The following is a 24,815-nucleotide window of genomic DNA, read 5'->3' on the forward strand; positions in this document are numbered from 1 at the left end:
GTGATGCCGAAACGGCTCGAGCGGGTGCGCGAATCGGTATCACTCGAGTCATTTCGACATCACTCGGCGGGGTGGACGGTGGGGTGAGGGCCGGGCGGGCGGGGCCGGGTGGGCGGGGCGGGCTCGGCGGGACGGGCGAGCGGGGCTCAGCCGCAGTGGCCGTTGCGCACCTTCACGTCGGCCTCGATGTAGCGCGGGCGGTAGGTGTCGACCTCGAGGTAGAGGTCGTTGGTGTCGAAGCTGTTCACGTTGTAGGTGATGAACAGCGTGTGGCCGTTGCCGAGCTGCGGGTGCGCCTTGGCGTTGTACGTGAACACGTTGCCGCCGGTCTCGGGCGTGCGGTACAGCTCGGTCTTGTTCGTGAACGGGCCTTCGAGGCTCGTGCTGCGGTACATCACGATGCTCGCGCTGAGCGCCTCGGTCGCGTCGCCGGTGACGAGGGCGTAGCCGCCCTGATGGCGCTGCACGCTGAACTCGTTCGACACGCCCTCGAGCAGGCGCTTCGAGCTCGCGGGATCGGTGGACCAGCCGGCGTCGCCCAGGTATTCCCAGGCGCCGGACGCGAGGTCGCCACCGTCGACCCGCGCGAGGTGCGCGAACTTCTGCGCCTGCAGGTCTTCGACGCCGTAGACGTACGTGTACCCGTCGCTCGGGTGCTCATAGATCGCCGAGCCCCAGTGGATGTTCGTCGTCGCGACCTCGTCGACGGCTTCGAGGGCGAGGGTGGTCACGTCGAAGGTGGCCACCGCGGTGCCGGCGAAGGCGAAGTCGAACACGCCCGTGCCGGTCTTCTCGAACTCGAGCAGTGAGACCTGCAGCTCGTCCCCGTGCACCGTGGCGTCACCGAACCAGTACCAGTTCTGCGACTCGTCGCCGCCCGCGACGGTGACGAGCGATTCGGGCGCCGCCTCGGTGCCGCCCGTGTACGTGGTGAGGCTCTCGCCGTCGTCCACGATGATCGAGTTGTGGATGAACGGCGAGTCGAGCGGCCGGCCGTGCGTCTCGTTCACCTCGCCGAGGAACGTGTCCGAGTAGATCCAGGCCGTGCGGCCGCCGGGCAGCTCGACGCTGTACGCCGAGTCGGCGCCGGTCCACCGGCCGGCCGTGTCGCCGTACGTGCCGAACCGTTCGGTGAACTCGGCGTCGACGCCGACCTCGCCGACGACGATGCACGGCTTGTGGCTGCCAGGGGCCGCCGGTTGGGCGACGGCCGAGAACGGGGCGGATGCCACGGCGAGCGCGAGTCCGAGGGCGGACGCGACGGCGACGGTGCCGGATCGGCGGCGTGGCGCCGAGCCCGTGCGGTGCCTCGGGCCGCGCGGGTCCGCGCTGCGGGCTGAACTGGTTCGGAGTGTCACGGTGTTCCCCCTCCCGGCATCGTTGCCGGTCCGTCGAACGGATGCGGCGAGGCATCCGCGCTGTTAACGTTACCAAGGAGGCACGTTAGCAGCGCCGCCCGGCTGCCGCCACACGAATAGCGTCTTCACCGGCCGCTGGGTCGCGCGGGCGGATGTCCCGGGCCCCGGGTAGTAGCGTGAGAGCGGCCGCACGGGCCGATCGGAACGGAAGGATCGACGCGAGATGGCCGAGGTCGTCCAGTCGGGCAGGCAGCCGACCATCAAGGAGGTCGCGCTCCGCGCCGGCGTGAGCCCGATGACCGTGTCACGCACGCTCGCGGGCGGCCTCAACGTGCGCCCGGACGTGCAGGAGAAGGTGCTCGCGGCGGTCCGCGAGCTCGGCTATCACCGCAATGAGAACGCCCGCAGCCTCCGCCCGGGGCAGGCCAGCGGCCTCATCGGTGTCGCGATCACGAACCTCGGCAACCCGTACTACGGCAACTTCGCGCTCGGCGTCGAGGAGGTGGCCGCGGAGTACGGCAAGCGCATCGTGCTCGGCAACACGGGAGAGGATCCCGCGCGGGAGCGTCAGCTCATCGCCGACTTCCTGGGCCGGCAGGTCGAGGGGCTCGTGCTCGTGCCGTCGGGCGGCGACGCCGCGCACCTGCAGCCCGAGCGGCTCGGCGACGTACCGCTCGTGCTCGCGTCGCGCCGCGTGTACGGGCTCGATGTCGACGCCGTGCTGCTCGATGACGTGGGCGGCGCCTACCGCGGCACGCGTTCGCTGCTCGACGCCGGGCACACGCGCATCGGGTTCCTCGGCAATCTACGCTCGGTGTTCACGGGGCAGCGGCGGTACGAGGGGTACACGACGGCGCTCGCCGAGCGCGGGATCCTGCCCGAGGAGGCGCTCGTGCACCGCGGGCAGCAGGATGTCGACTCCGCGAGCGAGGCGACCCGCCAGCTGCTCGATCTGCCGCAGCCGCCCACGGCGATCTTCAGCGCCAACAACCGGAACACGATCGGCGCGCTGCGGGAGATCGGCCGCCGGCTGCGCGGGGGAGCGGATGTCTCGGCGATGCCGGCGCTCGTGAGCTTCGACGACTTCGAGCTCGCCGAGCTCATGCCCGTTCCGGTGACCGTGATCGACCACGACGCGCGCCAGCTCGGGCGCGAGGCCGCGCGGCTGCTGCTCTCGCGTGTGGGCGCGCGCGGCCACCGCGGCCCCGCGCGGCTCGTCGAGATGCCCGTGCGGCTCGAACGCGGCCCCGCCGACTGACGCCCGCCCGGGCTTCCGGGCTTCCGGCCCTTCCGGCCCTTCCGGGCTTCCGGGCTTCCGGGTCGAACAGTCGCAGATGGCGGGTGTCGCTCGAGAACACCCGCCATCCGCGACCGTTCGGTGAGCGGCGCTCGCGCGCGCCGGACGCGGACGGGTGGGTTGCGCGAGTCCGAATCGATTGGTAACGTTACCAAGCGGCCGTGGCCCCCAAGCGCGGCCGCACCTGGACCACCGCACGCACCGCGCACCGCAACGACGAGGAGGCTGATCGCATGCACACGCTCGCGATCGACCTCGGCGGCACCGCGGTGAAGCTCGGCGTCTTCGCGGCCGGCCGGCTCGTCGCCGACGACGAGTTCGCGCTGGACGGCGAGCTCTCGCTCGACGCCCTCGGCCACGCGGTCGATCGGCTGCTCGCGACGGCCCAGGGCATGGGTGAGGGCGCCTCGTCGCCATCGGACGGCACACCCCGAGCCGCTGCAGTGCCCGCCCAGGCAGCGCCTGCTGCCGCGGCACCCGCCGTCGGGCCGCTCGCGGGCGTCGGGATCGCCGTCCCCGGCATCGTCGACCCCGCGGGCACGCGTCTGCTCGCGGCACACGGCAAGTACGCCGGCCTCCACGACGTCGACCTCTCCGCGTGGTCGGCCGAGCGGTTCGGCCGCGCGGCCGTCGTCGAGAACGACGCGCGCGCCGCACTCATCGGCGAAGCCGCCGACGGCATCGCGCGCGGTGCGACCGACGCCGTCCTGCTGACGCTCGGCACGGGCATCGGCACGGCCGCGCTCATCGACGGCCGGCCGCTCCGCGGTCGCCACGGGCATGCAGGCGTGCTCAGCGGCCACGTCACGGTCGACCTCGACGGGCCGCGCTGCCCCTGCGGCAACATCGGCTGCGCCGAGGCGCTCGCGAGCACCTGGGCATTGCGCGAGGCGGCCGCCCGCGGCGACCTCGACCTCGGCCCGGCGCTCGCCGCCCGGCATGCCGCGAACCGCACGATCGGCATCCGCGACCTCGTGGCGACGAGGGACGAGCCGCAGTCGGCCGCGCTGCTCGACCGGTTCATCCGGGTCTGGGCCGCGGTCATCGTCGCGCAGTGCCACGCATTCGACCCCGAGATCGTCGTCGTGACGGGCGGCGTCATGCGCGCCGCGGGCTCGATCCTCCCGGAGCTCACGGCGCTCGTGCACGAGCACCTCTGGTCCTCGTCGTTCCGGCCGCCGCTGGTGACTCCCGACGCGCCGGCGACCTCGGTGCTCCGAGGCCTCGCACAGCTGACTTCCGAATCGCACCACCAGGGTGCACCGCACCACGAAGGGCCCCGATGACCATCGAAGACCGACCCGAGCTCGCCGCCGATCCGACCCGCTCGCACGTGACGACGCAGTCGCTCGAGGACTACCTCGTCGCCGACCGCTCGGGGTACGTGAAGCTGCCGACCGTGCCCCTGCCCGAGGGCAGCGAGATCCTGGTCGGCGACGAGACCTGGCATGCGGCGCTGCAGCTCGCGCAGGCGCGAGCTCAGGTCCGCGCCGACGCTCACGCCCGGCCCGAGGCATCCGCCCAGGCGCCGGCCGGGAGGCATCCGCTCGCGACCTCGAGCCCCTCGCCGCTCATCGCCGTCGATGTCTACCCGGGCGGCGACGTCGCCGCCGTCGTCTCCCGCATCGCGTCCGCACTGCCCGACGCCGACGTCATCGACGTGGAGGATGCCGCCGCCGCCGACCCCGAGCGCATCGAGGCGCTCATCGGCCGCAACCTCACCGACGATCGCGTGTTCGGCGTCATGAGCCACTTCACGGTCGACGAGTTCTACGATGCCGGCCGCCTCGCTGAGCTGCGGGCGCGCGTCGCGGACCGGCGGCGCACCACCGTGCTCGTGGGCTGGGGCGCCGACCTCGCGGCCGGTTGCGCCGCCGATGCGCTCGTGCTCGTCGACCTCGCGCGCTGGGAGATCCAGCAGCGGCAGCGCCGCGGCGCGCCGAACTGGCGTGCCGGCAACGGTGACGAGGATGCGCTGCGCAAGTACAAGCGCGGGTTCTTCGTCGAGTGGCGCGCGGCCGACCGGCACAAGCGCACGATGTTCGACCGTGTCGATCTCGTCGTCGACGGCAACCAGGCCCCCGAGGTCGCGGGCGCGGTCGAGGGCGGCGCCTTCCGGCGGGCGCTGACGGATGCCACGGCGGCACCCTTCCGCGTCGTGCCCTTCTTCGATCCGGGCGTCTGGGGCGGGCAGTGGATGAAGAGCCAGCTCGACCTCGACCCGTCGGCCAGCAACTACGCGTGGTGCTTCGACTGCGTGCCCGAGGAGAACTCGCTGCTGCTCGAGGCCGGCGGCCGGGTGGTGGAGATCCCCGCGCTCGACCTCGTGCTGCGCGAGCCGCGTGCCCTGCTCGGCGAGCGCACGTTCTCGCGGTTCGGCGCCGAGTTCCCGATCCGATTCGACTTCCTCGACACCATGGGCGGCGGCAACCTGTCGCTGCAGGTGCATCCGCTGACCGAGTACATCCGAGACACGTTCGGCATGTCGTACACGCAGGACGAGAGCTACTACCTGCTCGACGCCGACGACGACGCCGTGGTGTACCTCGGGGTGAAGCCCGACGTCGACCGCGAGGAGATGCTCGCGGCGCTGCGCGCCGCGACCGACGGCGAGCACCCCTTCGACGCCGAGAGGTACATCAACACCTATCCGGCGAAGAAGCACGACCATTTCGCGATCCCGGCGGGCACGATCCATTGCTCGGGCGCGAACTCGATGGTGCTCGAGATCTCGGCGACGCCGTTCATCTTCACGTTCAAGCTCTGGGACTGGGGCCGCGTCGGGCTCGACGGCGTGCCGCGGCCGGTGCACCTCGACCATGGTGAGCGGAACATCCAGTGGGAGCGCGACGCAGAATGGGTCGAGGGCAATCTCGTGGGCCAGGTCGAGGAGCTCCGGCGTGAGCCGGGTCTCGTCGAGGAGCGCACGGGCCTGCACGAGCTCGAGTTCATCGAGGTCCGCCGGCACTGGTTCGAGATCGAGGCCGCCCACGACACCGAGGGCACGGTCAACGTGCTCAACCTGGTCGAGGGCGACGAGGTCGAGATCGTGAGCCCGACCGGCGCGTTCGCGCCGTACACGATCCACTACGCCGAGACGTTCATCGTCCCGGCCGCCGTCGGGCCATACGTGATCCGCCGAACCCCGAACTCCCGCAGCGAGCGCTTCGCCACCGTGAAGGCGTACGTGCGCGGGACCCGCACCACCGACAGCTGAACCCGCACCATCCGCACCCACCTGCACCGAAGGACAAAGGAGTTCCAGTGACATCACGACGCAAAACCGGAACCGTGGTCGCCGCGTTCGCCGCAGCATCCCTGCTTCTCGCGGGATGCTCGGCCGGCGGAGGCGGCGACGACTCGGGCGAGACGACCGGCACGCTCGACTTCTACACGAACAAGGCCGCCTGGGAGCCCGACTTCGAGGAGCTCAACGCGACGAGCGAGGCCGAGGTCGAGATCGCGCTCAACACGACGGGGTACTCCGACGCGAACCAGTACGACGCGTTCATCAAGCAGTCGTTCCGCACGCAGAAGAGCCCGGGGCTGTTCACGTGGCAGACCGGCCCGTCGCTCACCGAGCTGGTCGACGAGGGCCTCGTCGCCGAGACGACCGACATCTGGACGAAGGCGGTCGACGAGGGCTGGGTCTCCGAGGACCTGCGCGAGACGTACACGTTCGACGACAAGCAGTACTGCGTGCCCATGAACATCGCCTACTGGGTCATGTACTACAACGTGAACATCTTCGACGAGCAGGGCCTCGAGGTGCCGACGACGTGGGAGGAGCTGAACGGCGTCGCCGAGCAGCTGACCGCGGCGGGCATCACGCCGTACTACCAGACCAGCACGCTGTTCACGTTCCAGTGGTTCCAGCAGATGGTCGCCGGCACCGACCCCGACCTGTACAACGGGCTGGCGACCGGTGAGGTGAAGTACACCGACCCGGAGATCGTCGACATCATGAACGTGTGGCTCGAGCAGCAGGAGGCCGGCTGGTTCTCCGACGCGGGCAGCACGGTCGACCCGGCCGTCGGCCTCAAGCAGGGCGACTACGCGATGATCAACTTCGGCTCGTTCTTCAACGGCTCGCTCGACGGCGCGGGCATGGTCTCGGGTGAGGACTACGACATGTTCGTGATCCCGGCGACCAACCCCGACCTGCCGCAGATCCCCGTCGCGGTCGAGTCCGGTCCGCTCTGCGTCGCCGAGAACTCGTCGCAGAAGGCGCTCGGCCTCGCGTACTCCGACTGGTGGATGTCGCCCGAGGCGCAGACCGCCTGGAGCGACGCCCGCGGTGACGTGGCGTTCAACCCGAAGGCGACGGTCGCCGACCCGATGCTCGAGAACCTCGGCACGACGGTCGCCGACGGCGACCATGTGCTGTACGACCGCTACTTCGAGGCGACGCCCACGCCGATCCTCACGGTCGCGCTCGAGCAGTTCGGTGCGTTCATCGCGAACCCGTCCGACCCGATGCCGTTCCTCGAGACCATCCAGGCCGAGGCCGACAAGTACTGGGCCGACCAGGGATAATCCGCGCATGGCGATCGCTCAGACGCCCGCACGGGAGCGGGCCGCCCGGGGTTCCACCGAGACCCCGGGCGGCCCGGCCAGCCCGGCCGGCTCCCACCGTCGGAAGACCCCGTACCAGTGGTCCGCCAGGGGGTTCATCGCCCCGGGCGTGCTGTTCGTCGCGGTGCTGCTCTACCTGCCGCTGCTGTGGACCACGTTCCTCAGCTTCACCGAGTACAACGGCCTCGGCGATCCCGACTGGGTCGGCGTCGCCAACTACGGCGAGATGTTCGACGACCCGTCGTTCCTCGTGTCGCTCGGCAACACCCTGCTGTGGGTGGTCGGCACGCTGCTCATCCCGGTGGGGATCGGGCTCGGCATCGCCCTGATGACCTGGAACCTCGCCGGGGGCATCTGGCTGCGCCTGCCGTTCCTCATCCCGTACGCGCTCTCGGGCATCGGCGTCGGCCTCATCTGGTCGTTCATCCTGTCGAGCAATGGCGCGCTCGACCAGGCGCTCGCCATGTTCGGCATCACCGACACCCCGCGCTGGCTCGTCGATGCGCCGCTGAACACGGTGGTCATGATCGTGGCGGCCGCGTGGCAGGGCGTCGGCGTGAACGCGCTGCTGTTCACGATCGGCCTGAACTCCATCCCGAAGGAGCCGCTCGAAGCGGCCCGAATGGACGGCGCGAGGGGGCTGCGCCTCTTCGGCAGCATCCTGTGGCCGATGCTGCGCCCGCTCACGGCGGTCGTCGTCGGGCTCTCGATCGTCGCGAGCCTGAAGACCTTCGACATCGTGCAGGGCATGACCAAGGGCGGCCCCGGCCGCGCCTCCGAGACGCTCGCGCTGACGATGTACAAGGAGACGTTCGTGAACAGCGACTACGGCCTCGGCTCGGCGATCGCGGTGTTCCTCACGATCGTCACGCTGGTCGCCGCCATCCTCTACCTGCGCGAGCAGCTGTCGAAGAAGCACGAGTTGTAGACATGTCGAGAATCATCCGCACCTCCGTCCTCGTCGTCCTCGGCCTCATCTGGCTGCTGCCCGTCTACCTGCTGCTGGTCAACGCCGCGAAGTCGCCGCTGACGTTCACGACCACCGAGTCGTGGATCCCGACCGATTTCGCGCTGTTCTCGAACATCGCCGAGGCGATGCAGCTCTCGGGGCTCAGCGACAGCATCGTGAGCACCCTGGTCTACGCGGTCGTCTCGCCCGCCGTCGCCGTGCTCGTCGGCGCGGCCGCCGGGTTCGCCATCGTCGCGCTCCACCTGAAGCACGGCTTCGCGTGGTTCGTCGTCATCTTCGGCGGCACGGTGTTCCCGCTGCAGATGGTGCTGCTGCCGCTCTTCGACGGCTACTCGAGGGTCGGCCTGTTCGACACGCAGTTGGGCATGATCATCGTGTACACGGCGATCTCGATCCCGTTCTCGGCGTTCGTCATGCGCAACTTCTTCACCGGCATCGCGCACAACGTGTTCGAGGCGTCGGTGCTCGACGGCGCGAGCACATGGCGCATCTTCACGCGCGTCTACCTGCCGATGGCGTCGAGCGCGCTGGTCGCGATCTTCATCCTGCAGGCCACGTTCATCTGGAACGACCTGCTGCTCGGCCTCACCCTCAGCCAGTCGAACGACGTCAGGCCGATCGTCACGACCCTCGCGGGCATGCAATCGACGTACGGCGGCGCCCAGATGTCGACCGTGCTCGCCGCGGGCCTGCTCGTGTCGCTGCCGACGGTCGTGCTGTTCCTGTTCACCCAGCGGTTCTTCGCCAAGGGTCTCGCCCTCGGCCAGTATTGAGCGCGCGCACCGCGGCGCGCGCCACGAGCGGAAAGCAACGGATGCCTCTCCAGCCTGCCATTCCCACGGTCGCCGATCTCGCGGCCGACCCCATCACCCACCACTACGACGACATGGTCGCCCCGGCGGGGTTGACCAACTTCCTCGGCACGGTGCGCGTCGACCACGACCTCACCGCGATCAGTGCCGTGACGTTCCCGCCGGTCTCGCAGGGCCTCGCCGGCACCGCGGTGTGCTTCGTCGACGGCCGCATCCTGCAGTCGTACGGCGCACCGATCACGCACGAGTGGCGGCCCGACCGGGTCGTACGGCGGGTGACGCTGCCGGGGCTCGAGCTCGAGACCACGACGGTCTGCGTGCCGGGCCGCACCGCGGTCGCGATCGAGGTCCGCGTGCGCAACACGGGTGCCGAGGCGCGCACGGTGCGTGTGGGCCTCGCCCTGTCGGCGCGCGCGGTCGCGTCCGGCGAGGCCTGGCTCGGTGCCGAGTCGCCGAGCACGCGCAACGAGGTCGAGACCGACGGATCGCGGTTGGTGTTCACCGCCGACGACGCGTCGGCGGTCAGCGTGCAGGGGGTGGATGCCCCGGCCACCGCCCGGCTCAGCGGTGTCGCCCCGACGACCGAGGAGTACGAGGTCGGCATCGGCGGTACGGGCCGCGGCGGCGAGATCACGGTCGAGCTCGACGTGCCGGGCGGGGGCGCCGCCCGCTTCGGGTATGTGCACGCCACGGCCACCTCGCGCGAGCGTGCGCTCGCCGAGTTCGCGGACGTCGTCGCCGATGTGCCGGGTGCCGCCCTGGCATCCGAAACCTTCTGGAACCGGCAGCTGGAAGCCGCCTTCACCCCAGGCAACCGCGAGTTCTCGGGCCACCTGCCGGTGCTCGAGACGAGCTCGGAGGCGCTGCGCCGTCTGTACTGGTGGGGTGCACTCGGCGTGATCTGGTTCCGGCGCGAGTACGCGGGCAACGTGCTCGGCCGCAGCTACGACACCCTCATGCCGAGTTACTGGGCCACGACGACGTTCATCTGGGACTACAGCCTGAGCTCGATCACCCACGCGTTGCTCGACCCCGAGCCCATGCGACGCCAGCTCAGCCACTGGATCGACAGCGACACCCACCAGCACTTCGGCACGTCGTCGCTCACGGGCGGCCCGGTCGGGCGCTGGTACTCGGTGAACGACTACGCCATGACCCGGCTCGTCAACGACTACGTGCGGTTCACCGGCGACGCGGGCTACCTCGACGAGGCGCAGGCCGACGGCCGCACGGTCGCCGAGCACCTGCGGTTCTGGGCGCGCGCGTGGGAGGGCCTGCGTCGCTCGTCGTCGCTCGCGGACTACGGCGAGATCGACAACCTGCTCGAGTGCGTGAGCTCGTACACGCACGAGGTCGCGAGCTTCAACGCCGCGAACGTGTGGAACCTGCGCACGACCGCCGAACTGCTCGCCGCGCGCGGCGACGAGGCGGGCGCGCACGACCTGCTCGCGTCGGCCGACGAGCTCGTCGGCGCGGTGCTCGACCTGTACGTGCCCGGCGAGGGCGTGTTCGCGGCCGGGCAGCCCGACGGCACGAAACTGGCCGTGCGGCACTGCTACGACTTCAACCTCGTCGGCACGACCATCGCGGACGACCTCGACGAGGGCACGAAGCGCGAGATGGTCGGGTTCTTCCGGAACGAGCTGCAGACGCCCACGTGGCTGCGCGCGCTGTCACCATGGGATCCGGATGCGGCGTACAGCATCCGCCCCGACCACCAGTGGAACGGGGCCTACCCGGCCTGGCCCGCCGACGCGGCCCGGTCGCTCATCGCGCTCGGTGAGCCCCAGGTCGCACTCGACTGGCTGCCCGGTCTCGCGCGCACCGCCAACCAGGGCCCGCCCGGGCAGGCGCACTTCGTCGAGGAGGCGCAGCCCGCGATCAACGGCGGCGCGCGCAAGGCGCCGCCGCAGTTGCCGTACATCAACGACTGGGCGTGCTCGTCGGCGGGCGCGTACGTCGCGCTCGTGATCGAGTCGGTCTTCGGCGTCGACCCTCGGGTCGACGGGGTGCGTGAGGCGAGCGGATGCATCGGGCTCATCGATCCCGACGCGGTGCTGCGCGGGCTGCGCGTGGGCGACCGGCTCGTCGACGTGTACGCAGACGGGCGGGTGCTCGACGTGGTCGAGGTCCTGCCTGCCCTCTCACGGAGCGACCCCGGAAACGCCGCGACGGCATGAGCGGCGCGCTTGGTGACGTCCCGCTCGACTCGGTCGAGGTGCGTGGCGCGGTCGAGCTCGAACGCACCGAGCGCGGGCTGCGGCCGCACCGGCTGCCGGCGTGGGCACGGGCCCAGGTGCCGAGTGCGTTCGCGGTGCAGACCACGGCCGAGTCCGCCGGCGTGCGGCTCGCGTTCCGCACGGCCGCGCGCACGCTCGCGCTCGTGGTGCACGCGCGCCGCATGGTGCCGGATGACACGGGAGAGATCCCGCCCGGCAGCTACGAGCTGACGGCCGGTGGGCGTGTGGTCGCCACGGCGACGGGAGCCGCGGGCAGCCGGTACGTGTTCACATTCGAGAACCCGGAGGGTCGCATCGTCGAAGGGCCGCCGACGACCGTGCGGTTCAGCGGCCTGGCCGGCGCGGACACCGAGTACGAGCTCTGGTTGCCGTACACCGACGCGGTCGAGCTCGTCGCGCTCCGCGCCGACGCCGCCGTCCTGCCGCCCTCGGCGGCCGCCGCGGGCCCGTCGGCCACGCCGCCGGCCGGCGGTCGCCCGCTGCGCTGGCTGCATCACGGCAGCTCGATCAGCCACGGCTACCGCGCCGACACGACGACCGGCACCTGGCCCGTGGTCGCCGCGCTCGCCGCGGGCGTCGAGCTCACGAACCTCGCGTTCTCGGGCAACGCGGTGCTCGACCCGTTCACGGCGCGGACGATGCGCGAGACGCCGGCCGACCTCATCACGCTCAAGATCGGCATCAACCTCGTGAACGGGGACCTCATGCGCATGCGCACGTTCCGTCCCGCGGTCGACGGGTTCCTCGACACGCTGCGGGAGGGGCATCCGACGACGCCCATCGTGGTGATCTCACCGATCTGGTGCGAACCCGTCGAAGACGCCGCCGGCCCGACCGTTCAGGATCCGTCGCGCGCCGACGAGTGGTCGATCGCGGGCGGCACGACCGAGCACGTCGCCGAGGGCAAGCTGTCGCTCCGGAGCATCCGCGCCGCGCTCGCCGAGATCGTCGCACGCCGCAGCGCGACCGACCCGAACCTGGCCTACCTCGACGGCCTCGAGCTCTACGGCGGGGCGGACGCCTCGGCGATGCCCCTGCCCGACAACCTGCACCCCGGCGCCGACGTGCACCGCCTCATCGGCGACCGCTTCGCCACCCGCATCCTCACGCCCCTCGCCTGACCCCCGCCCGCCCGCCCACCCCGTCCGCCCCGCCCGCCCCGCCCCGCCCACCCCGCCCACCCCGCCCCGCCCACCCACCCGCCCCACCCCGCCGAGTGATAACGAAATGCGCCGATCGGCACCTCGGATCGTCATCACTCGGCGCGTTTCGTCATCACTCGGCGAACGGGGGACGGGGGCGCGTCGGCGCACGCCTCAGCGCGGGGGTGCGGTCGTGCTCGCGCGCACGATGAGCCGGGTCGGCAGTGGGGCGCCGGAGTCGGGCAGCGGGTCGGCGACGTCGCCCTCGCCGAGCAGGCGCAGCACCACCTCGACGGCGAGCCGCCCCTGGTCGCCCGGCTCCTGCGCGATGGTCGTGAGGCCGAAGAGCTCGGCGTACTCGTGCCCGTCGACGCCGATCACCGAGAGCTCGGCCGGGATCGAGAGGCCGAGCCGTTCGGCGGCCCGCATGAGGCCGAACGCGAGCTCGTCGGAGGCCGCGAACACCGCCGTCGGGCGGCGACCCGGGTGGCCCAGTAGCTGCAGTCCCGCGGCATATCCACCCGGCAGGCTCATCTCCGCCTCGACGACATCGGTCGACGCGAGCCCGGCCGCCGCCATGGCGTCGGCGAACCCGCGGCGACGCGATCCTGGAACGCCGTTCGGTGCGGCCGCCGATCCGGCGCCCGCGAGATGCGCGATCCGCGTGTGGCCGAGGTGCAGCAGGTGCTCGGTCGCGAGCTGTCCGACGGCGTGATCGTCGATCGCGAGCCTCGCGTCGCCCGCGCCGCTGCCGCCGAGGCAGACCAGCGGCTTCTCGCGTCGCTCGAGCGCGTCGACCTCGTGCTCGACGAGGTCGACGCCGACCGCGAGCACCGCGTCGACGCGTTTTCTGGCGAGGAAGAAGTCGAAGACCCGTTCGCGTTCGGGGCCCGAGGGCGGCAGGTTGTAGAGGGTCAGGTCGTACCCGGCTGAGAGCAGCGTCCGTTCGACGCCCTCGAGCACCTCGCCGAAGAACCACCGGTTCACGAACGGGATCACCACGCCCACGTTCTTCGTGCGGCCCGTGACGAGGCTCGCGGCATCGGGCGAGGCGATGTAGCCGATGTCCGACGCCGCGGCCTGCACACGCCTGCGGGTGTCCGGCGCGACGTGGCCGCGCCCGGAGAGCGCCCTCGACGCCGTCGCCTTGGAGACGCCGGCCAGGCGCGCGACATCGCCGATCGCGGGCATCGAACGACTCCCTCCTTCGGGCGGTTCCGTGCTGAGTGTAGTGTCCGGATGCCCCGGAATGGAACCGATTCCATGCGCGAGTGCGCACGCATGACGAGACATCCGCTCCTTCGGTGGTCGCGCTCTCACTCAACAACCGTGCGATCCCACATCGGTGGCCGGATCGTAACCGTCGATACCTTGTGCCCGGTCTGCGGTGTGTCCTACCGTGGGGGCTGGAATCGGTTCCGGGTACGCCTGCGACCACATCCTGCACTCACGCACTCAACGAGGAGACGACATGAGACTCACACGGCATCGCCGTTGGCTGATCCCCGCAGCGGGCGCCGCCGCGGTCGGACTGGCCCTCACCGGATGCACCGGCGACATCGCGAACGAAGACGCCGCCGACGTCGACTGCAGCGACTACGAGGAGTACGGCACCTTCGACGGCGCCGAGGTCACCGCGAGCGGCACCATCCTCGATCTCGAGGCCGACCGGCTGGACGAGTCCTGGGCCGACTTCGAGACCTGCACCGGCATCGACGTCTCGTACCAGGGCTCGAGCGAGTTCGAGGCCCAGATCGCGGTGCTCGCCGAGGGCGGCAACGCGACCGACGTCGCGTTCGTGCCGCAGCCCGGCCTCATGAACCGGCTCGCGGCCGGCGGCTGGCTCATCCCGGCGTCCGAGGCGGTCGAGGCGAACGCCGACGAGTTCTGGTCGGAGGACTGGAAGGCCTACGGCACCTACGAGGACACCTTCTACGGTGCCCCGCTCATGGCGAGCATCAAGGGCTACGTCTGGTACTCACCGGCCGAGTTCGAGGAGAAGGGCTACGAGATCCCGAAGACCCTCGACGAGCTGCAGACGCTGTCCGAGACCATCGCGGCCGAGGGCGACCACAAGCCGTGGTGCGTGGGACTCGAGTCGGGCGACGCGACCGGCTGGCCCGGCACCGACTGGATCGAGGACTACATGCTGCGTCTGCACGGCGCGGACGTGTACGACCAGTGGGTGACGCACGGTATCCCGTTCAACGACCCGCAGGTCGCCGAGGCGTTCGATGCGGTCGGCACCTACCTGACGAACCCGGACATGGTGAACGGTGGCATCGGCGACGTGTCGACGCTGGTCACCGAGGCGTTCCAGACGGCCGGCCTGCCGATCCTCGACGGTGAATGCTCGCTGCACCACCAGGCCTCGTTCTACGAGACCTTCTGGAACCCCGAGGGCGGCGACGAGGTGACGGTCGCCTCCGACGGCGACGTGTTCGGCTTCCTGCTCCCGCCGGAGAACGCCGATGACCCGCTGTCGGTGACCGGTGGTGGCGAGATCGTCGTGGCCTTCAAGGACGCGGAAGAGGTCGAGGCGTTCCGGGCCTACCTGTCGAGCGACACCTGGGCGAACAACCGGGTGAGCCTGGGCGGCGTCATCAGCGCGAACACGGGCGTCGACCCCGAGAACGCGTCGAGCGAGCTGCTCGTGCAGTCGATCGAGATCCTGCAGGACCCCGAGACGACGTTCCGGTTCGACGGATCCGACCTGATGCCCGGCGCCGTCGGCGCCGACTCCTTCTGGAAGGGCATCGTGGCCTGGGTCGGCGGCCAGAGCACGCAACAGACGATCGACGCGATCGAGGCCAGCTGGCCTGCCAGCTGACCGTCGCCGCCCGCCGCTCGCACTGGGGGTCGGCGGCACGGCATGATCGAGGGGCGGGGTTCGAACCCCGCCCCTCGGCGCCCCAGCTTCACGACCGCTGAAGTTCACACGACTGGTTCAACGAAGAACCCGGGAGGCACGATGACCACCGCCGATCTTCTCGGCAAGCTCCTGCAGGTGGTGATGGGGCTCGCGATCCTGGCAGCGGTCGTCGGCCTCCTCATCTTCTTCATCGACAAGGCTCCGAAGAAGGGCCGCGACTACTGGCAGCTCGTCGGCTTCCTCGCGCCCGCGATGCTCTTCCTGATCGTCGGGCTCATCTACCCAGCGATCCGCACGAGCATCCTCGCGTTCCAGGACTCCAACGGCGACTGGACGTTGAACAACTTCATCTGGACGTTCACGCAACCGGCCGCCATCCGCACGCTGATCAACACGATCATCTGGGTGGCGATCGTGCCGACCTTCGCGACCGCGATCGGACTCGCCTACGCGGTGTTCATCGACCGGTCGCGCGGGGAGAAGTACTACAAGGTCGTGCTCTTCATGCCGATCGCCATCTCGTTCGTGGGCGCCGGTGTGATCTGGCGGTTCGTGTACGAGTACCGGTCGGGCGACCGCGAACAGATCGGTTTGCTGAACGCGATCGTCGTCGCGTTCGGCGGTGAACCCGTGCAGTGGTTGCAAACCGACCCGCTCAACACCTTCCTGCTCATCATCGTCATGATCTGGATCCAGACGGGCTTCGCCATGGTCCTGCTGAGCGCGGCGATCAAGGGTGTGCCGACCGAGCAGATCGAGGCTGCGCAACTCGACGGCACCAACGGGTGGCAGCGTTTCGTCAACGTGACGATTCCCGGCATCCGGGGCTCGCTCGTGGTCGTGCTGACCACGATCTCCATCGCGACGCTGAAGGTCTTCGACATCGTGCGGACGATGACCGCCGGAAACTTCAACACGAGCGTCATCGCGAACGAGATGTACACGCAGGCATTCCGGGCGAGCGAGATCGGACGCGGGTCGGCGCTCGCGCTCATCCTGTTCGTGCTCGTCCTCCCGATCGTCGTCTACAACATCAACGTCCTCAGGAAGCAGAGGGAGATCCGATGAGCAGCGTTGCCCCGGCCGACCTGCCCGTCGGCAAGAACCTGGGATCCATCGAAGCCGCGGAACAGGCAGAGTACGGTGGTGGCGGCACCAAGGCCGGACGGGTCAAGAAGCGACTCACGTCGCGCACCGCGACCATCGTGTCGCTCATCATCGCGGTGCTCTGGACGATCCCGACCTTCGGCTTGTTCCTCTCGTCGTTCCGTCCGGCCGAGCTCATCCGCACGACCGGGTGGTGGACCTTCTTCCAGAACCCGGGACTCACGCTCGAGAACTACTCGTCGGTGCTGTTCTCGACGTCGTCGTCGTCACCGCAGCTCGGCGCGTACATCGTCAATTCGATCGCGATCGCGCTGCTCGGCACGCTCATCACCCTCGTCTTCGCATCGATGGCGGCGTATGCGTTCGCGTGGATCAAGTTCAAGTGGGTCAACTGGCTCTTCATCCTCGTGTTCGCGCTGCAGATCGTGCCGCTGCAGATGGCCCTCGTGCCGTTGCTGCAGTTCTTCTCGACGTGGTTGCGGCCGATGCAGGCGTGGCTGCACGACATCGTTCCGATCATCCCCGAGCAGAACTACGCGCCGGTGTGGCTGGCGCACGCGATGTTCGGTCTGCCGCTCGCGATCTTCCTGCTGCACAACTTCATCTCGGAGATCCCGAACGATGTGATCGAGGCGGCCCGGGTCGACGGTGCGACGCACGGGCAGGTCTTCTTCCGGATCGTGCTGCCGCTGGCCACCCCGGCGCTCGCGTCGTTCGCCATCTTCCAGTTCATCTGGGTCTGGAACGACCTGCTCGTCGCGCTGATCTTCTCGGGCGGCACGCAAGACGTCGCGCCGCTCACCCAGCGATTGGCGGAGCTGGTCGGCTCGAGGGGGCAGGACTGGCAGCTGTTGACTGCGTCGGCGTTCATCTCGATCGTCATCCCGCTGATCGTGTTCTTCAGCCTGCAGCGGTACTTCGTGCGCGGCCTGCTCGCGGGTGCCACGAAGGGGTAGGCGGCAGGCGATTCGGCGGGCAGCGAACGGGTCGTCAAGCCGGCCGGGCCGGTCTGAGGCCGGGCGTAGGGTGAAGCGGTGAGTACCCAGGCGCCCGGCGGCCAGTCGGGCAGGTTCGGAAAGCCGCGCACGCGGATCTCCAACGCGGATCCCGCAGCGCAGCGCGCCGAGAACGCCGAGGCGCCGAAGATCCCGCACCTCCTGCGCCGCATCGGCGAGCTGTTCGCGCCGCACAAGGCGGCGCTTGCGACGACCGTCGTGCTCGTGCTGATCGGCGCGGCGCTCGGCATCGTGCCGCCGCTGCTCACTCAGCGTGCGTTCGACGACGGGCTGTTCCCGGTCGGCGCCGACGGCGAGGTCGGCGCCCCCAACCTGCCGGTGCTCGCCTCGCTCGTCGGGCTCATGATCCTGGTGTTCGTCGTGTCCGCGCTGCTCGGTGTCTGGCAGACGTGGCTCACGGCGACCGTCGGCAACAAGGTCATGGGGGCGCTCCGGGTGCGGTTGTTCACTCATCTGCAGTCGATGGAGCTGAGCTTCTTCACGCGCACCAAGACGGGCGTGATCCAGAGCAGATTGCAGAACGACGTGGGCGGCGTGGCATCCGTGCTCACCAACACCGTCTCGAGCGTGCTCGGCAACACCGTGACCGTGATCTCCGCGTTCATCGCGATGCTGTTGCTCAACTGGCAGCTGACGATCATCGCCCTGGTGCTGTTGCCGGTCATGGTGATCGCGCAGCGCCGGGTCGGTCAGGTGCGTGCGCGCGTGGCCGCGAAGACGCAGGAGTCGCTGTCGGAGATGACGGCGATCACGCAGGAGACCCTGTCGGTCTCGGGCATTCTGCTGTCGAAGAGCTTCACTCGGCAGCAAAGCGAGATCGACCGCTACGCCGACGAGAACCGCAACCAGATCGGGCTGCAGGTCAAGCAGCAGATGACCGGTCAGTGGTTCTTCGCCATGGTCAACATCTTCATGTCATCGATCCCCGCGATCGTGTACCTCGCGTCGGGCTGGCTCATCACGGGCGGCACGGTGGATGTCACGGCCGGCACGATCGTCGCCTTCACGACGGTGCAGGCACGGCTGCTCTTCCCGCTCATGGGGCTCATGCGGGTCGCGCTCGACCTGCAGACCTCGAGCGCGCTGTTCGCGCGCATCTTCGAGTACCTCGATCTGAAGCCCGCGATCACGGACGCGTCGGGGGCGCGCGAGGTGCCGGTCGGCCCCGAGCTCGGGAAGGTCGAGTTCGAGCGCGTCTCCTTCAGGTATCCGGATGCCACGGACGAGGTCCGTCCGACGCTCGACGAGGTGACGTTCACGATCGAACCCGGGGAGTACGCGGCGTTCGTCGGCCCGTCTGGCGCGGGCAAGACGACCGTGTCGTATCTCGTGCCGCGGCTGTACGAGGTCTCGAGCGGCGCCGTGCGCTTCGCGGGCGTCGATGTGCGTGAGTTGCAGCAGGCCTCGCTGGTCTCGCACATCGGCATCGTCAGTCAGGAGACGTACCTGTTCCACGCGTCCATCGCCGAGAACCTCAGGTACGCGAAGCCGGATGCCTCGGACGCAGAGCTCGAGGCCGCGGCTCGCGCCGCGAACATCCACGAGACGATCTCGTCCTTCCCCGACGGGTATGACACCGTCGTGGGGGAGCGCGGCTACCGGCTCTCGGGCGGTGAGAAGCAGCGCATCGCGATCGCGCGCGTGCTGCTGAAGGACCCGCCCGTGCTGGTGCTCGACGAGGCGACGAGCGCGCTCGACACGATCTCGGAACGGGTCGTGCAGCAGGCCCTCGACGACGCCGCGCGGGGACGCACGACGATCGCCATCGCGCACCGGCTGTCGACGGTTGTGAGCGCAGATGTGATCTTCGTGGTCGTCGCCGGCCGCATCGTCGAGCACGGTTCGCACACGGAGCTCATTGCTGCGGGCGGCGTCTACGCCTCGCTGTACCGCGAGCAGGCCGACCGCCCCGAACTCCCGGTCGTCTGAGCTGCGGCTCCGCCGGCGGGGTTGAACCGGGCCGGACTATGCGCGGTCGGCGAGCATGCGTTCCATGAGGGAGATCTCGGCCTCCTGGCTGCGCACGATGGAGTCGGCGAGGCGCAGCACGACGGTGGTGTCGGCCAGTTCGAGCGCGGCCTCGGCCATTTCGACCGCCCCGAGGTGGTGAGCGATCATGAGGTCAAGGAACAGCCGTTCGGCTTCGACACCGGTCGAGCTGCGAAGCTCGTCGAGTTGCGCCTCGGTGGCCATGCCGGGCATGGCGGGCGCCGCCGTGGCATCCAGATCGCTCGTCGCATCCGTAGTCGCCGAACCGTGCTCGTGACCACCTTCGGTCATCCATGCCATCGGCTCCGCGCTGTACTGCGGGAGCCCCCATTGTTCGAGCCAGCCGTACATCTGGCCGGCCTGCTGGGCCTGGGTGGTCGCGAGGTCGTATGACAGCGTCTGCATGTCGTCGGCGTCGGAGATGCCGCGGATGATCATGGCCATCTCGACACCCTGGAGATGGTGCACCTGCATGTCGCGGCTGAAGCCGGCGTCGGCGCTGCGGTCGCCGGGCGTGGTCACGCCGAGGGACGAGAGTCGCCCGATCGAGAACGCGACGACGGCGACGACGATGAGTGCGACGCCTGCGGCGACGAGCACGGCGATCCGTCCGCTCCGCACCGGCCGATGAGGTTCGGCCGGTGCGGGGTGGTCGGCGGTGCCGTGCTCGGATTCGGTCATGCCTTGCCGGGTGCGTCCACGCCGCCGGTGCAGAGCGCGCCGGGCTCGGGCACGAGGTCGCTCTTCCAGAACTCCTCGAAGAACGCGGCGATGCGGGGGTCGTCGGCGTCATCGATCTGGATCTGTGAGTTCCAGCCGCTCACGACGATCGGGGAGGGCAGTCCGTCGAAGGGGGAGAGGATCACGTACGAGGAGGGGAGCTTCGAGCGGAGCGTCGCAAGGTCTTCGTCTGAGATCGACGGGTCGTACGTGACCCAGAGCGCGCCGTGCTCGAGGGAGTGCACCGCGTTCTCGTTCGGTACGGGCTCGGTGTAGACGCCGCAGTTCAACCAGGCGGGGTGGTGCTCGCCGCCGGCGGGAGGGGTCTGCTCGTACTCGACGGGCGTCGTCACGTGATTGGAGGTGTTCTCGAACAGCTCGACGCCCTCGATGTCGGCACCCGTGCCGGTGCCGCCCGCGCTGTAGGTCGCGGGGCGTGGCGCGAACACGATGGACGCGACGAGCAGGCCCGCGATGGCGACCACGCCGACGATCGCGCCGATGAGGCCGAGCTTACGGTTGCGCTTGCTCCGCGCCTCCTTCTGCTTGAACGCCTCGAGCTTGCGCTCGCGCTCCGCGGCGCGCTGCTGCTTCGTGGTGGGGGGCTTGTCGGAGCCGGTCTGGCGAGGCGATGCGCTCACGGAAAGGAGCCTTCCATTCGGAGGGGACGATGAGAATCATCCGAGCGTAACCACCTGGGAACCTGCTGCATTCCATTCACGCGCATGAACTGGTCGGTCGGGCCGTGGTGGCTTCACCGCCGATGCGGCTTGAGGCGATCACGTCGCGCATTGGGGGGAGACGCGGTTGAGGGGCCCATCGTAGGCGGGCGCATCGATGAGCTGCCCGGTGATCAAGTGTGCATCGTCGGAGGCAAGGAATCGTACGATCTGTGCGATCACGGGTGCCGTGCCGATGCTCCTGTGCACCGACTGCATGCGCTCGTCGTACCCCGGCAGGACTGCGTTGATCGTGGCGTCTCGTTCGGCGAGGACCGAGGCGAGCGAGGTGGTCATCGAATCCAGAGCTGCCGTGTTCGCGATGCATGCGACCTGATACGGAGCGGCCACGTGGTTCAAACTCGTCGAGATGTTGATCACTCGACCGTTCGACGCCAGGTACGGAAGCAGTGCTTTGACGATGAACATGGGTGCGGCCAGGTTCAGCCGGGAGAGCGCCAGGAGATGCTGCATCACATGCGAGAACTCATCGCGATCAGCCACACCCGCGTTGTTCACCACGACATGAACCTCGCGTCGGCCGGTTCTCGACTCGGCCGCATCGAGAAAGGTCTCGACGATCTGCCTGCTGGATGACAGCGGATGCTCGACGAGGTCGAACGGGAGGAGCACGGTCTCCACGCCCGCATCCTCGATTCGTGCAGCGAGTTCAACCGTGTCCGCATGCGGTGCGTGGGAGTGCAGGCCGATGAGTCGTGTGTGATCTCCCGCAAGGGTATGGGCGACCTCCGCCCCGAGCCCGCAGGCGGCCCCCGTGACCAACACAATCCGACCATCCATGTGAGACCACCGTTCAACGACTTCGAAAGTACCAACTCGATCCTAGAATACTAGTCGAAACAGGGTGACATCGCGACCTCGTTGCACGCGCGTCCCCCGCGCGCAATCCCCGGACGCGGGGACGCGCGGGAGTAGGCTCAACGTCGCCACCGACAGAGGGAGCGACATGGTCGACGCGCAGGGCGCAGGCGGAGCATCCGGAGTGACCATCGAACCTGCGGAGGCGGGGCGCGGTAGCGGGCTGAACGCGCGGGTGATCTGGCTCGCCGTCGCGGGTGCGGTCGGCGGGTTCCTGTTCGGGTTCGACTCGTCCGTGGTGAACGGGGCGGTCGACGCGATCCAGGCGGAGTTCGACCTGTCGGCCGCGCTCACGGGCATCGCGATCGCGAGTGCGCTGCTCGGGTGTGCCGCAGGCGCTGAGCTGGCCGGGCGGCTCGCCGACCGGTTCGGGCGCATCCCGGTGATGGTCATCGGCGCGATCCTGTTCCTCGTGTCCTCGATCGGTTCGGGCTTCGCGTTCGCCGTGTGGGACCTGATCATCTGGCGCCTCGTCGGCGGTGTCGGCATCGGCATCGCGTCGGTCGTCGCGCCCGCGTACATCGCCGAGATCTCGCCGCGCCGTGCGCGCGGGCGGCTCGCATCGCTGCAGCAGCTCGCGATCGTGTTCGGCATCTTCGCGGCGCTGCTCTCCGACGCTGTGTTCGCCAACACCGCGGGCGGCGCGGGAGAGCCGTTCTGGTTCGGGCTCGAGGCGTGGCGGTGGATGTTCCTCGCGTGCGCCGCGCCCGCGATCGTCTACGGCGTGATCGCGCTGTTCCTGCCCGAGTCGCCGCGCTTCCTCATGAAGGTCGGCAAAGAGGACGACGCGAGACGGATCCTCGCGCGGATCCAGCCGACCGACGTCGAGCGGTCGCTCGGCGAGATCCGCACCTCGATGCAGGAGGACGCCGCGGCCAAGCAGACGAAGGGCGCGCTTCGCGGCCCGGTGCTCGGCCTGAAGGGCATCGTCTGGATCGGCATCCTGCTGTCGGTGTTCCAGCAGTTCGTCGGCATCAACGTGATCTTCTACTACTCGACCACGCTGTGGAAGGCCGTCGGGTTCGACGAGTCCGACTCGCTCACGATCAGTGTCATCACGTCCGTCACGAACATCGTCGTGACCTTCATCGCCATCGCCCTCGTCGACCGCGTCGGCCGCCGCCCGCTGTTGCTGATCGGCTCGGCCGGGATGACCCTGAGTCTCGGCACCATGGCGCTCGCGTTCGCCAACTCGGTCGAGGTGGGCGGCGAGGTCTCGCTGCCCGGCGGCTGGGCGCCGATCGCCCTCGTCGCCGCGAACCTGTTCGTGGTGTTCTTCGGCGCCTCGTGGGGCCCGCTCGTCTGGGTGCTGCTCGGCGAGATCTTCCCCAACCGCATCCGCGGTCGCGCGCTGGGCCTCGCCGCGGCCGCGCAGTGGCTCGCGAACTTCGCCGTCACGGTCACCTTCCCGGTGCTCGGCGACATCTCGCTGCTGTTCACGTACGGCATGTACGCGACGTTCGCGGCGCTGTCGTTCGTGTTCGTCTTCTGGAAGGTGCCCGAGACGAACGGCATGTCGCTCGAGGAGTCGGAGACGCTCTTCCCGGCCAGGGGCTCGGCGCGCGTCAAGCGCGCGAGGTCGGAGACGGAGACTTCTTCCACGCCGACCGGATAAGGTTGCTTGGTGAGCTCCTCGCTGCTGTGTTGAACGTCGCTTGAGCAGGCGACCCCTTCCCCGAGCGTCTCGCCGTGGCATCCGCTCACGGTTCGCGCACTCCACCAGAGGATTGAACACAGCATGAAGTACGCAGAGTCCATCACCGACCTCGTCGGCGACACCCCCCTCGTGAAGCTCCGTCACGTCACCGAAGGCGTGACGGATGCCACGGTGCTGGTGAAGCTCGAATACCTGAACCCGGGCGGTTCGTCGAAAGACCGGATCGCGGCGCGGATCATCGACGCGGCCGAGGCCGAAGGGCTGCTGAAGCCGGGGGGCACGATCGTCGAGCCCACGTCGGGCAACACCGGCGTCGGCCTCGCGCTCGTCGCGCAGCAGCGCGGCTACCGCTGCGTGTTCGTGTGCCCCGACAAGGTCGGCGAAGACAAGCGCAACGTGCTCACCGCCTACGGCGCCGAGGTCGTCGTGACGCCGACGGCGGTCGCGCCCGACAGCCCCGAGTCGTACTACAGCGTCTCCGACCGGCTTGCGCGCGAGATCCCCGGTGCGTTCAAGCCGAACCAGTACGCGAACCCCAACGGCCCGCGTTCGCACTACGAGACCACCGGCCCCGAGATCTGGCGCGATACCGACGGTGAGATCACGCATTTCGTCGCCGGCGTCGGCACGGGCGGCACGATCAGCGGCACCGGCCGCTATCTGCGTGAGGTCTCCGACGACCGGGTGCGCATCATCGGCGCCGACCCCGAGGGGTCGGTGTACTCGGGTGGCACCGGCCGCCCCTATTTCGTCGAGGGGGTCGGCGAGGACTTCTGGCCGGCCGCATACGACCCGGCCGTGCCGCACGAGATCATCGAGGTCACCGACGCGGAGTCGTTCGCGATGACGCGCCGCCTCGCGCGCGAAGAGGGCATCCTCGTGGGCGGTTCGAGCGGCATGGCCGTGGTCGCCGCGCTCAAGGCGGCGGCGAACGCGTCGGCCGACGACGTCTTCGTCGTGCTGCTGCCCGACAGCGGTCGCGGATACCTCGGCAAGATCTTCAACGACAAGTGGATGCGGGCGTACGGCTTCGGCAATGCGCCCGAGGGGCACACCATCGCCGACGTCGTGTCGGCGAAGGCCGGCCGCACGGCACCGCTCGTCTACGTGCACCCGCAGGACACGGTGCGCGAGGCCATCGATCTGATGACCGAGACGGGCGTCTCGCAGCTCGTGGTGCTCTCGGCCGACCCGCCCGTCGTGCTCGGGGAGGTGCTCGGTTCGCTCGGCGAGGAGGGCCTGCTCGGCAAGGTCTTCTCGGGCGACGTGAAGCTCACGGACCAGGTCGCGACCGTGATCGACGACCCGCTGCCGCTCATCGGCGTGAACGAGCCCGTCGCCACCGCGCGCGCCGCGTTCACCGAGGCGCCCGCGCTGCTCGTCACGGACGGCGGCAAGGCGGTCGGCGTGATCTCGCGCACCGACCTGCTCACGTATCTCTCCCACTGAACCGGTCGGCGCG

At 69.5% G+C, this 24,815-nt stretch carries 19 protein-coding genes; 14 read left to right on the forward strand and 5 right to left on the reverse strand.

What is annotated here, in order from left to right; translation table 11 throughout:
• Window positions 1-146 precede the first annotated feature (146 nt).
• Window positions 147-1,358 carry a DUF4185 domain-containing protein gene (locus QU602_RS03470; protein ID WP_308798776.1) on the reverse strand — a complete coding sequence of 404 codons (1,212 nt, stop codon included), beginning with the start codon at window positions 1,356-1,358 and terminating at the stop codon, window positions 147-149.
• 223 nt (window positions 1,359-1,581) lie between these two features.
• On the opposite strand from QU602_RS03470, the gene QU602_RS03475 reads away from it, so the two are divergent.
• The 8 genes from QU602_RS03475 to QU602_RS03510 all read left to right on the forward strand — a co-directional run bounded on the left by QU602_RS03475 (window position 1,582) and on the right by QU602_RS03510 (window position 12,373).
• Entirely contained in the window at window positions 1,582-2,616 is a 1,035-nt protein-coding gene (locus QU602_RS03475) for a LacI family DNA-binding transcriptional regulator (RefSeq protein WP_308798777.1), read from the forward strand.
• A gap of 200 nt (window positions 2,617-2,816) precedes the next feature.
• Window positions 2,817-3,941 (forward strand): ROK family protein, encoded by a 1,125-nt coding sequence (locus tag QU602_RS03480; protein WP_308798778.1) that lies wholly within the window; start codon window positions 2,817-2,819, stop codon window positions 3,939-3,941.
• Entirely contained in the window at window positions 3,938-5,872 is a 1,935-nt protein-coding gene (locus QU602_RS03485) for a class I mannose-6-phosphate isomerase (RefSeq protein WP_308798779.1), read from the forward strand. Before QU602_RS03480 ends, QU602_RS03485 begins: the two co-directional genes overlap by 4 nt.
• Before the next feature lie 47 nt (window positions 5,873-5,919).
• On the forward strand, window positions 5,920-7,191 hold the full coding sequence (locus tag QU602_RS03490; protein WP_308798780.1) for an ABC transporter substrate-binding protein: 1,272 nt from the start codon (window positions 5,920-5,922) through the stop codon (window positions 7,189-7,191).
• Window positions 7,192-7,198: 7 nt separating this feature from the next.
• A complete protein-coding gene (locus QU602_RS03495) occupies window positions 7,199-8,158 on the forward strand; it encodes a carbohydrate ABC transporter permease (protein ID WP_308798781.1) in 960 nt (319 codons plus the stop codon).
• Between the two features lie 2 nt (window positions 8,159-8,160).
• Window positions 8,161-8,973 (forward strand): carbohydrate ABC transporter permease, encoded by an 813-nt coding sequence (locus QU602_RS03500; protein ID WP_308798782.1) that lies wholly within the window; start codon window positions 8,161-8,163, stop codon window positions 8,971-8,973.
• Between the two features lie 41 nt (window positions 8,974-9,014).
• Window positions 9,015-11,192: a hypothetical protein gene (locus QU602_RS03505; RefSeq protein WP_308798783.1), complete on the forward strand. Its 2,178-nt coding sequence runs from the start codon at window positions 9,015-9,017 to the stop codon at window positions 11,190-11,192.
• Entirely contained in the window at window positions 11,189-12,373 is a 1,185-nt protein-coding gene (locus tag QU602_RS03510) for a GDSL-type esterase/lipase family protein (protein ID WP_308798784.1), read from the forward strand. The genes QU602_RS03505 and QU602_RS03510 overlap by 4 nt, the downstream gene beginning before the upstream one ends.
• A gap of 195 nt (window positions 12,374-12,568) precedes the next feature.
• Here QU602_RS03510 and QU602_RS03515 read toward each other — a convergent pair whose 3' ends face one another.
• A complete protein-coding gene (locus QU602_RS03515; protein ID WP_308798785.1) occupies window positions 12,569-13,585 on the reverse strand; it encodes a LacI family DNA-binding transcriptional regulator in 1,017 nt (338 codons plus the stop codon).
• A gap of 280 nt (window positions 13,586-13,865) precedes the next feature.
• On the opposite strand from QU602_RS03515, the gene QU602_RS03520 reads away from it, so the two are divergent.
• The 4 genes from QU602_RS03520 (at window position 13,866) to QU602_RS03535 (ending at window position 19,318) form a co-directional block, all read left to right on the forward strand.
• Window positions 13,866-15,224 carry an ABC transporter substrate-binding protein gene (locus QU602_RS03520; RefSeq protein ID WP_308798786.1) on the forward strand — a complete coding sequence of 453 codons (1,359 nt, stop codon included), beginning with the start codon at window positions 13,866-13,868 and terminating at the stop codon, window positions 15,222-15,224.
• Window positions 15,225-15,365: 141 nt separating this feature from the next.
• Window positions 15,366-16,334 carry a carbohydrate ABC transporter permease gene (locus QU602_RS03525; protein ID WP_308798788.1) on the forward strand — a complete coding sequence of 323 codons (969 nt, stop codon included), beginning with the start codon at window positions 15,366-15,368 and terminating at the stop codon, window positions 16,332-16,334.
• The gene (locus QU602_RS03530) at window positions 16,331-17,329 is read left to right on the forward strand and encodes a carbohydrate ABC transporter permease (protein ID WP_308798790.1); all 999 of its coding nucleotides are present in this window, start codon (window positions 16,331-16,333) and stop codon (window positions 17,327-17,329) included. The genes QU602_RS03525 and QU602_RS03530 overlap by 4 nt, the downstream gene beginning before the upstream one ends.
• Before the next feature lie 78 nt (window positions 17,330-17,407).
• A complete protein-coding gene (locus QU602_RS03535; protein WP_373692880.1) occupies window positions 17,408-19,318 on the forward strand; it encodes an ABC transporter ATP-binding protein in 1,911 nt (636 codons plus the stop codon).
• Between the two features lie 36 nt (window positions 19,319-19,354).
• Here the strand turns inward: QU602_RS03535 and QU602_RS03540 are convergent, their stop codons facing one another.
• From QU602_RS03540 to QU602_RS03550, 3 genes are all read right to left on the reverse strand, one after another.
• Window positions 19,355-20,059: a DUF305 domain-containing protein gene (locus tag QU602_RS03540; RefSeq protein ID WP_308798791.1), complete on the reverse strand. Its 705-nt coding sequence runs from the start codon at window positions 20,057-20,059 to the stop codon at window positions 19,355-19,357.
• Complete coding sequence (locus tag QU602_RS03545; RefSeq protein WP_308798793.1) at window positions 20,056-20,739, reverse strand: DUF3105 domain-containing protein; 684 nt, start codon at window positions 20,737-20,739, stop codon at window positions 20,056-20,058. Before QU602_RS03545 ends, QU602_RS03540 begins: the two co-directional genes overlap by 4 nt.
• Window positions 20,740-20,877: 138 nt before the next feature.
• A complete protein-coding gene (locus QU602_RS03550; RefSeq protein ID WP_308798794.1) occupies window positions 20,878-21,600 on the reverse strand; it encodes an SDR family NAD(P)-dependent oxidoreductase in 723 nt (240 codons plus the stop codon).
• A gap of 184 nt (window positions 21,601-21,784) precedes the next feature.
• On the opposite strand from QU602_RS03550, the gene QU602_RS03555 reads away from it, so the two are divergent.
• Window positions 21,785-23,311, forward strand: coding sequence for a sugar porter family MFS transporter (locus QU602_RS03555; RefSeq protein ID WP_308798796.1), 1,527 nt, complete (start codon window positions 21,785-21,787; stop codon window positions 23,309-23,311).
• A 123-nt stretch (window positions 23,312-23,434) separates the two neighbouring features.
• Complete coding sequence (locus QU602_RS03560; protein WP_308798797.1) at window positions 23,435-24,802, forward strand: cystathionine beta-synthase; 1,368 nt, start codon at window positions 23,435-23,437, stop codon at window positions 24,800-24,802.
• Window positions 24,803-24,815 lie beyond the last annotated feature (13 nt).

The sequence above is a fragment of the Agromyces protaetiae genome, from assembly GCF_030866785.1.
Taxonomy (GTDB): Bacteria; Actinomycetota; Actinomycetes; order Actinomycetales; family Microbacteriaceae; genus Agromyces; species Agromyces silvae.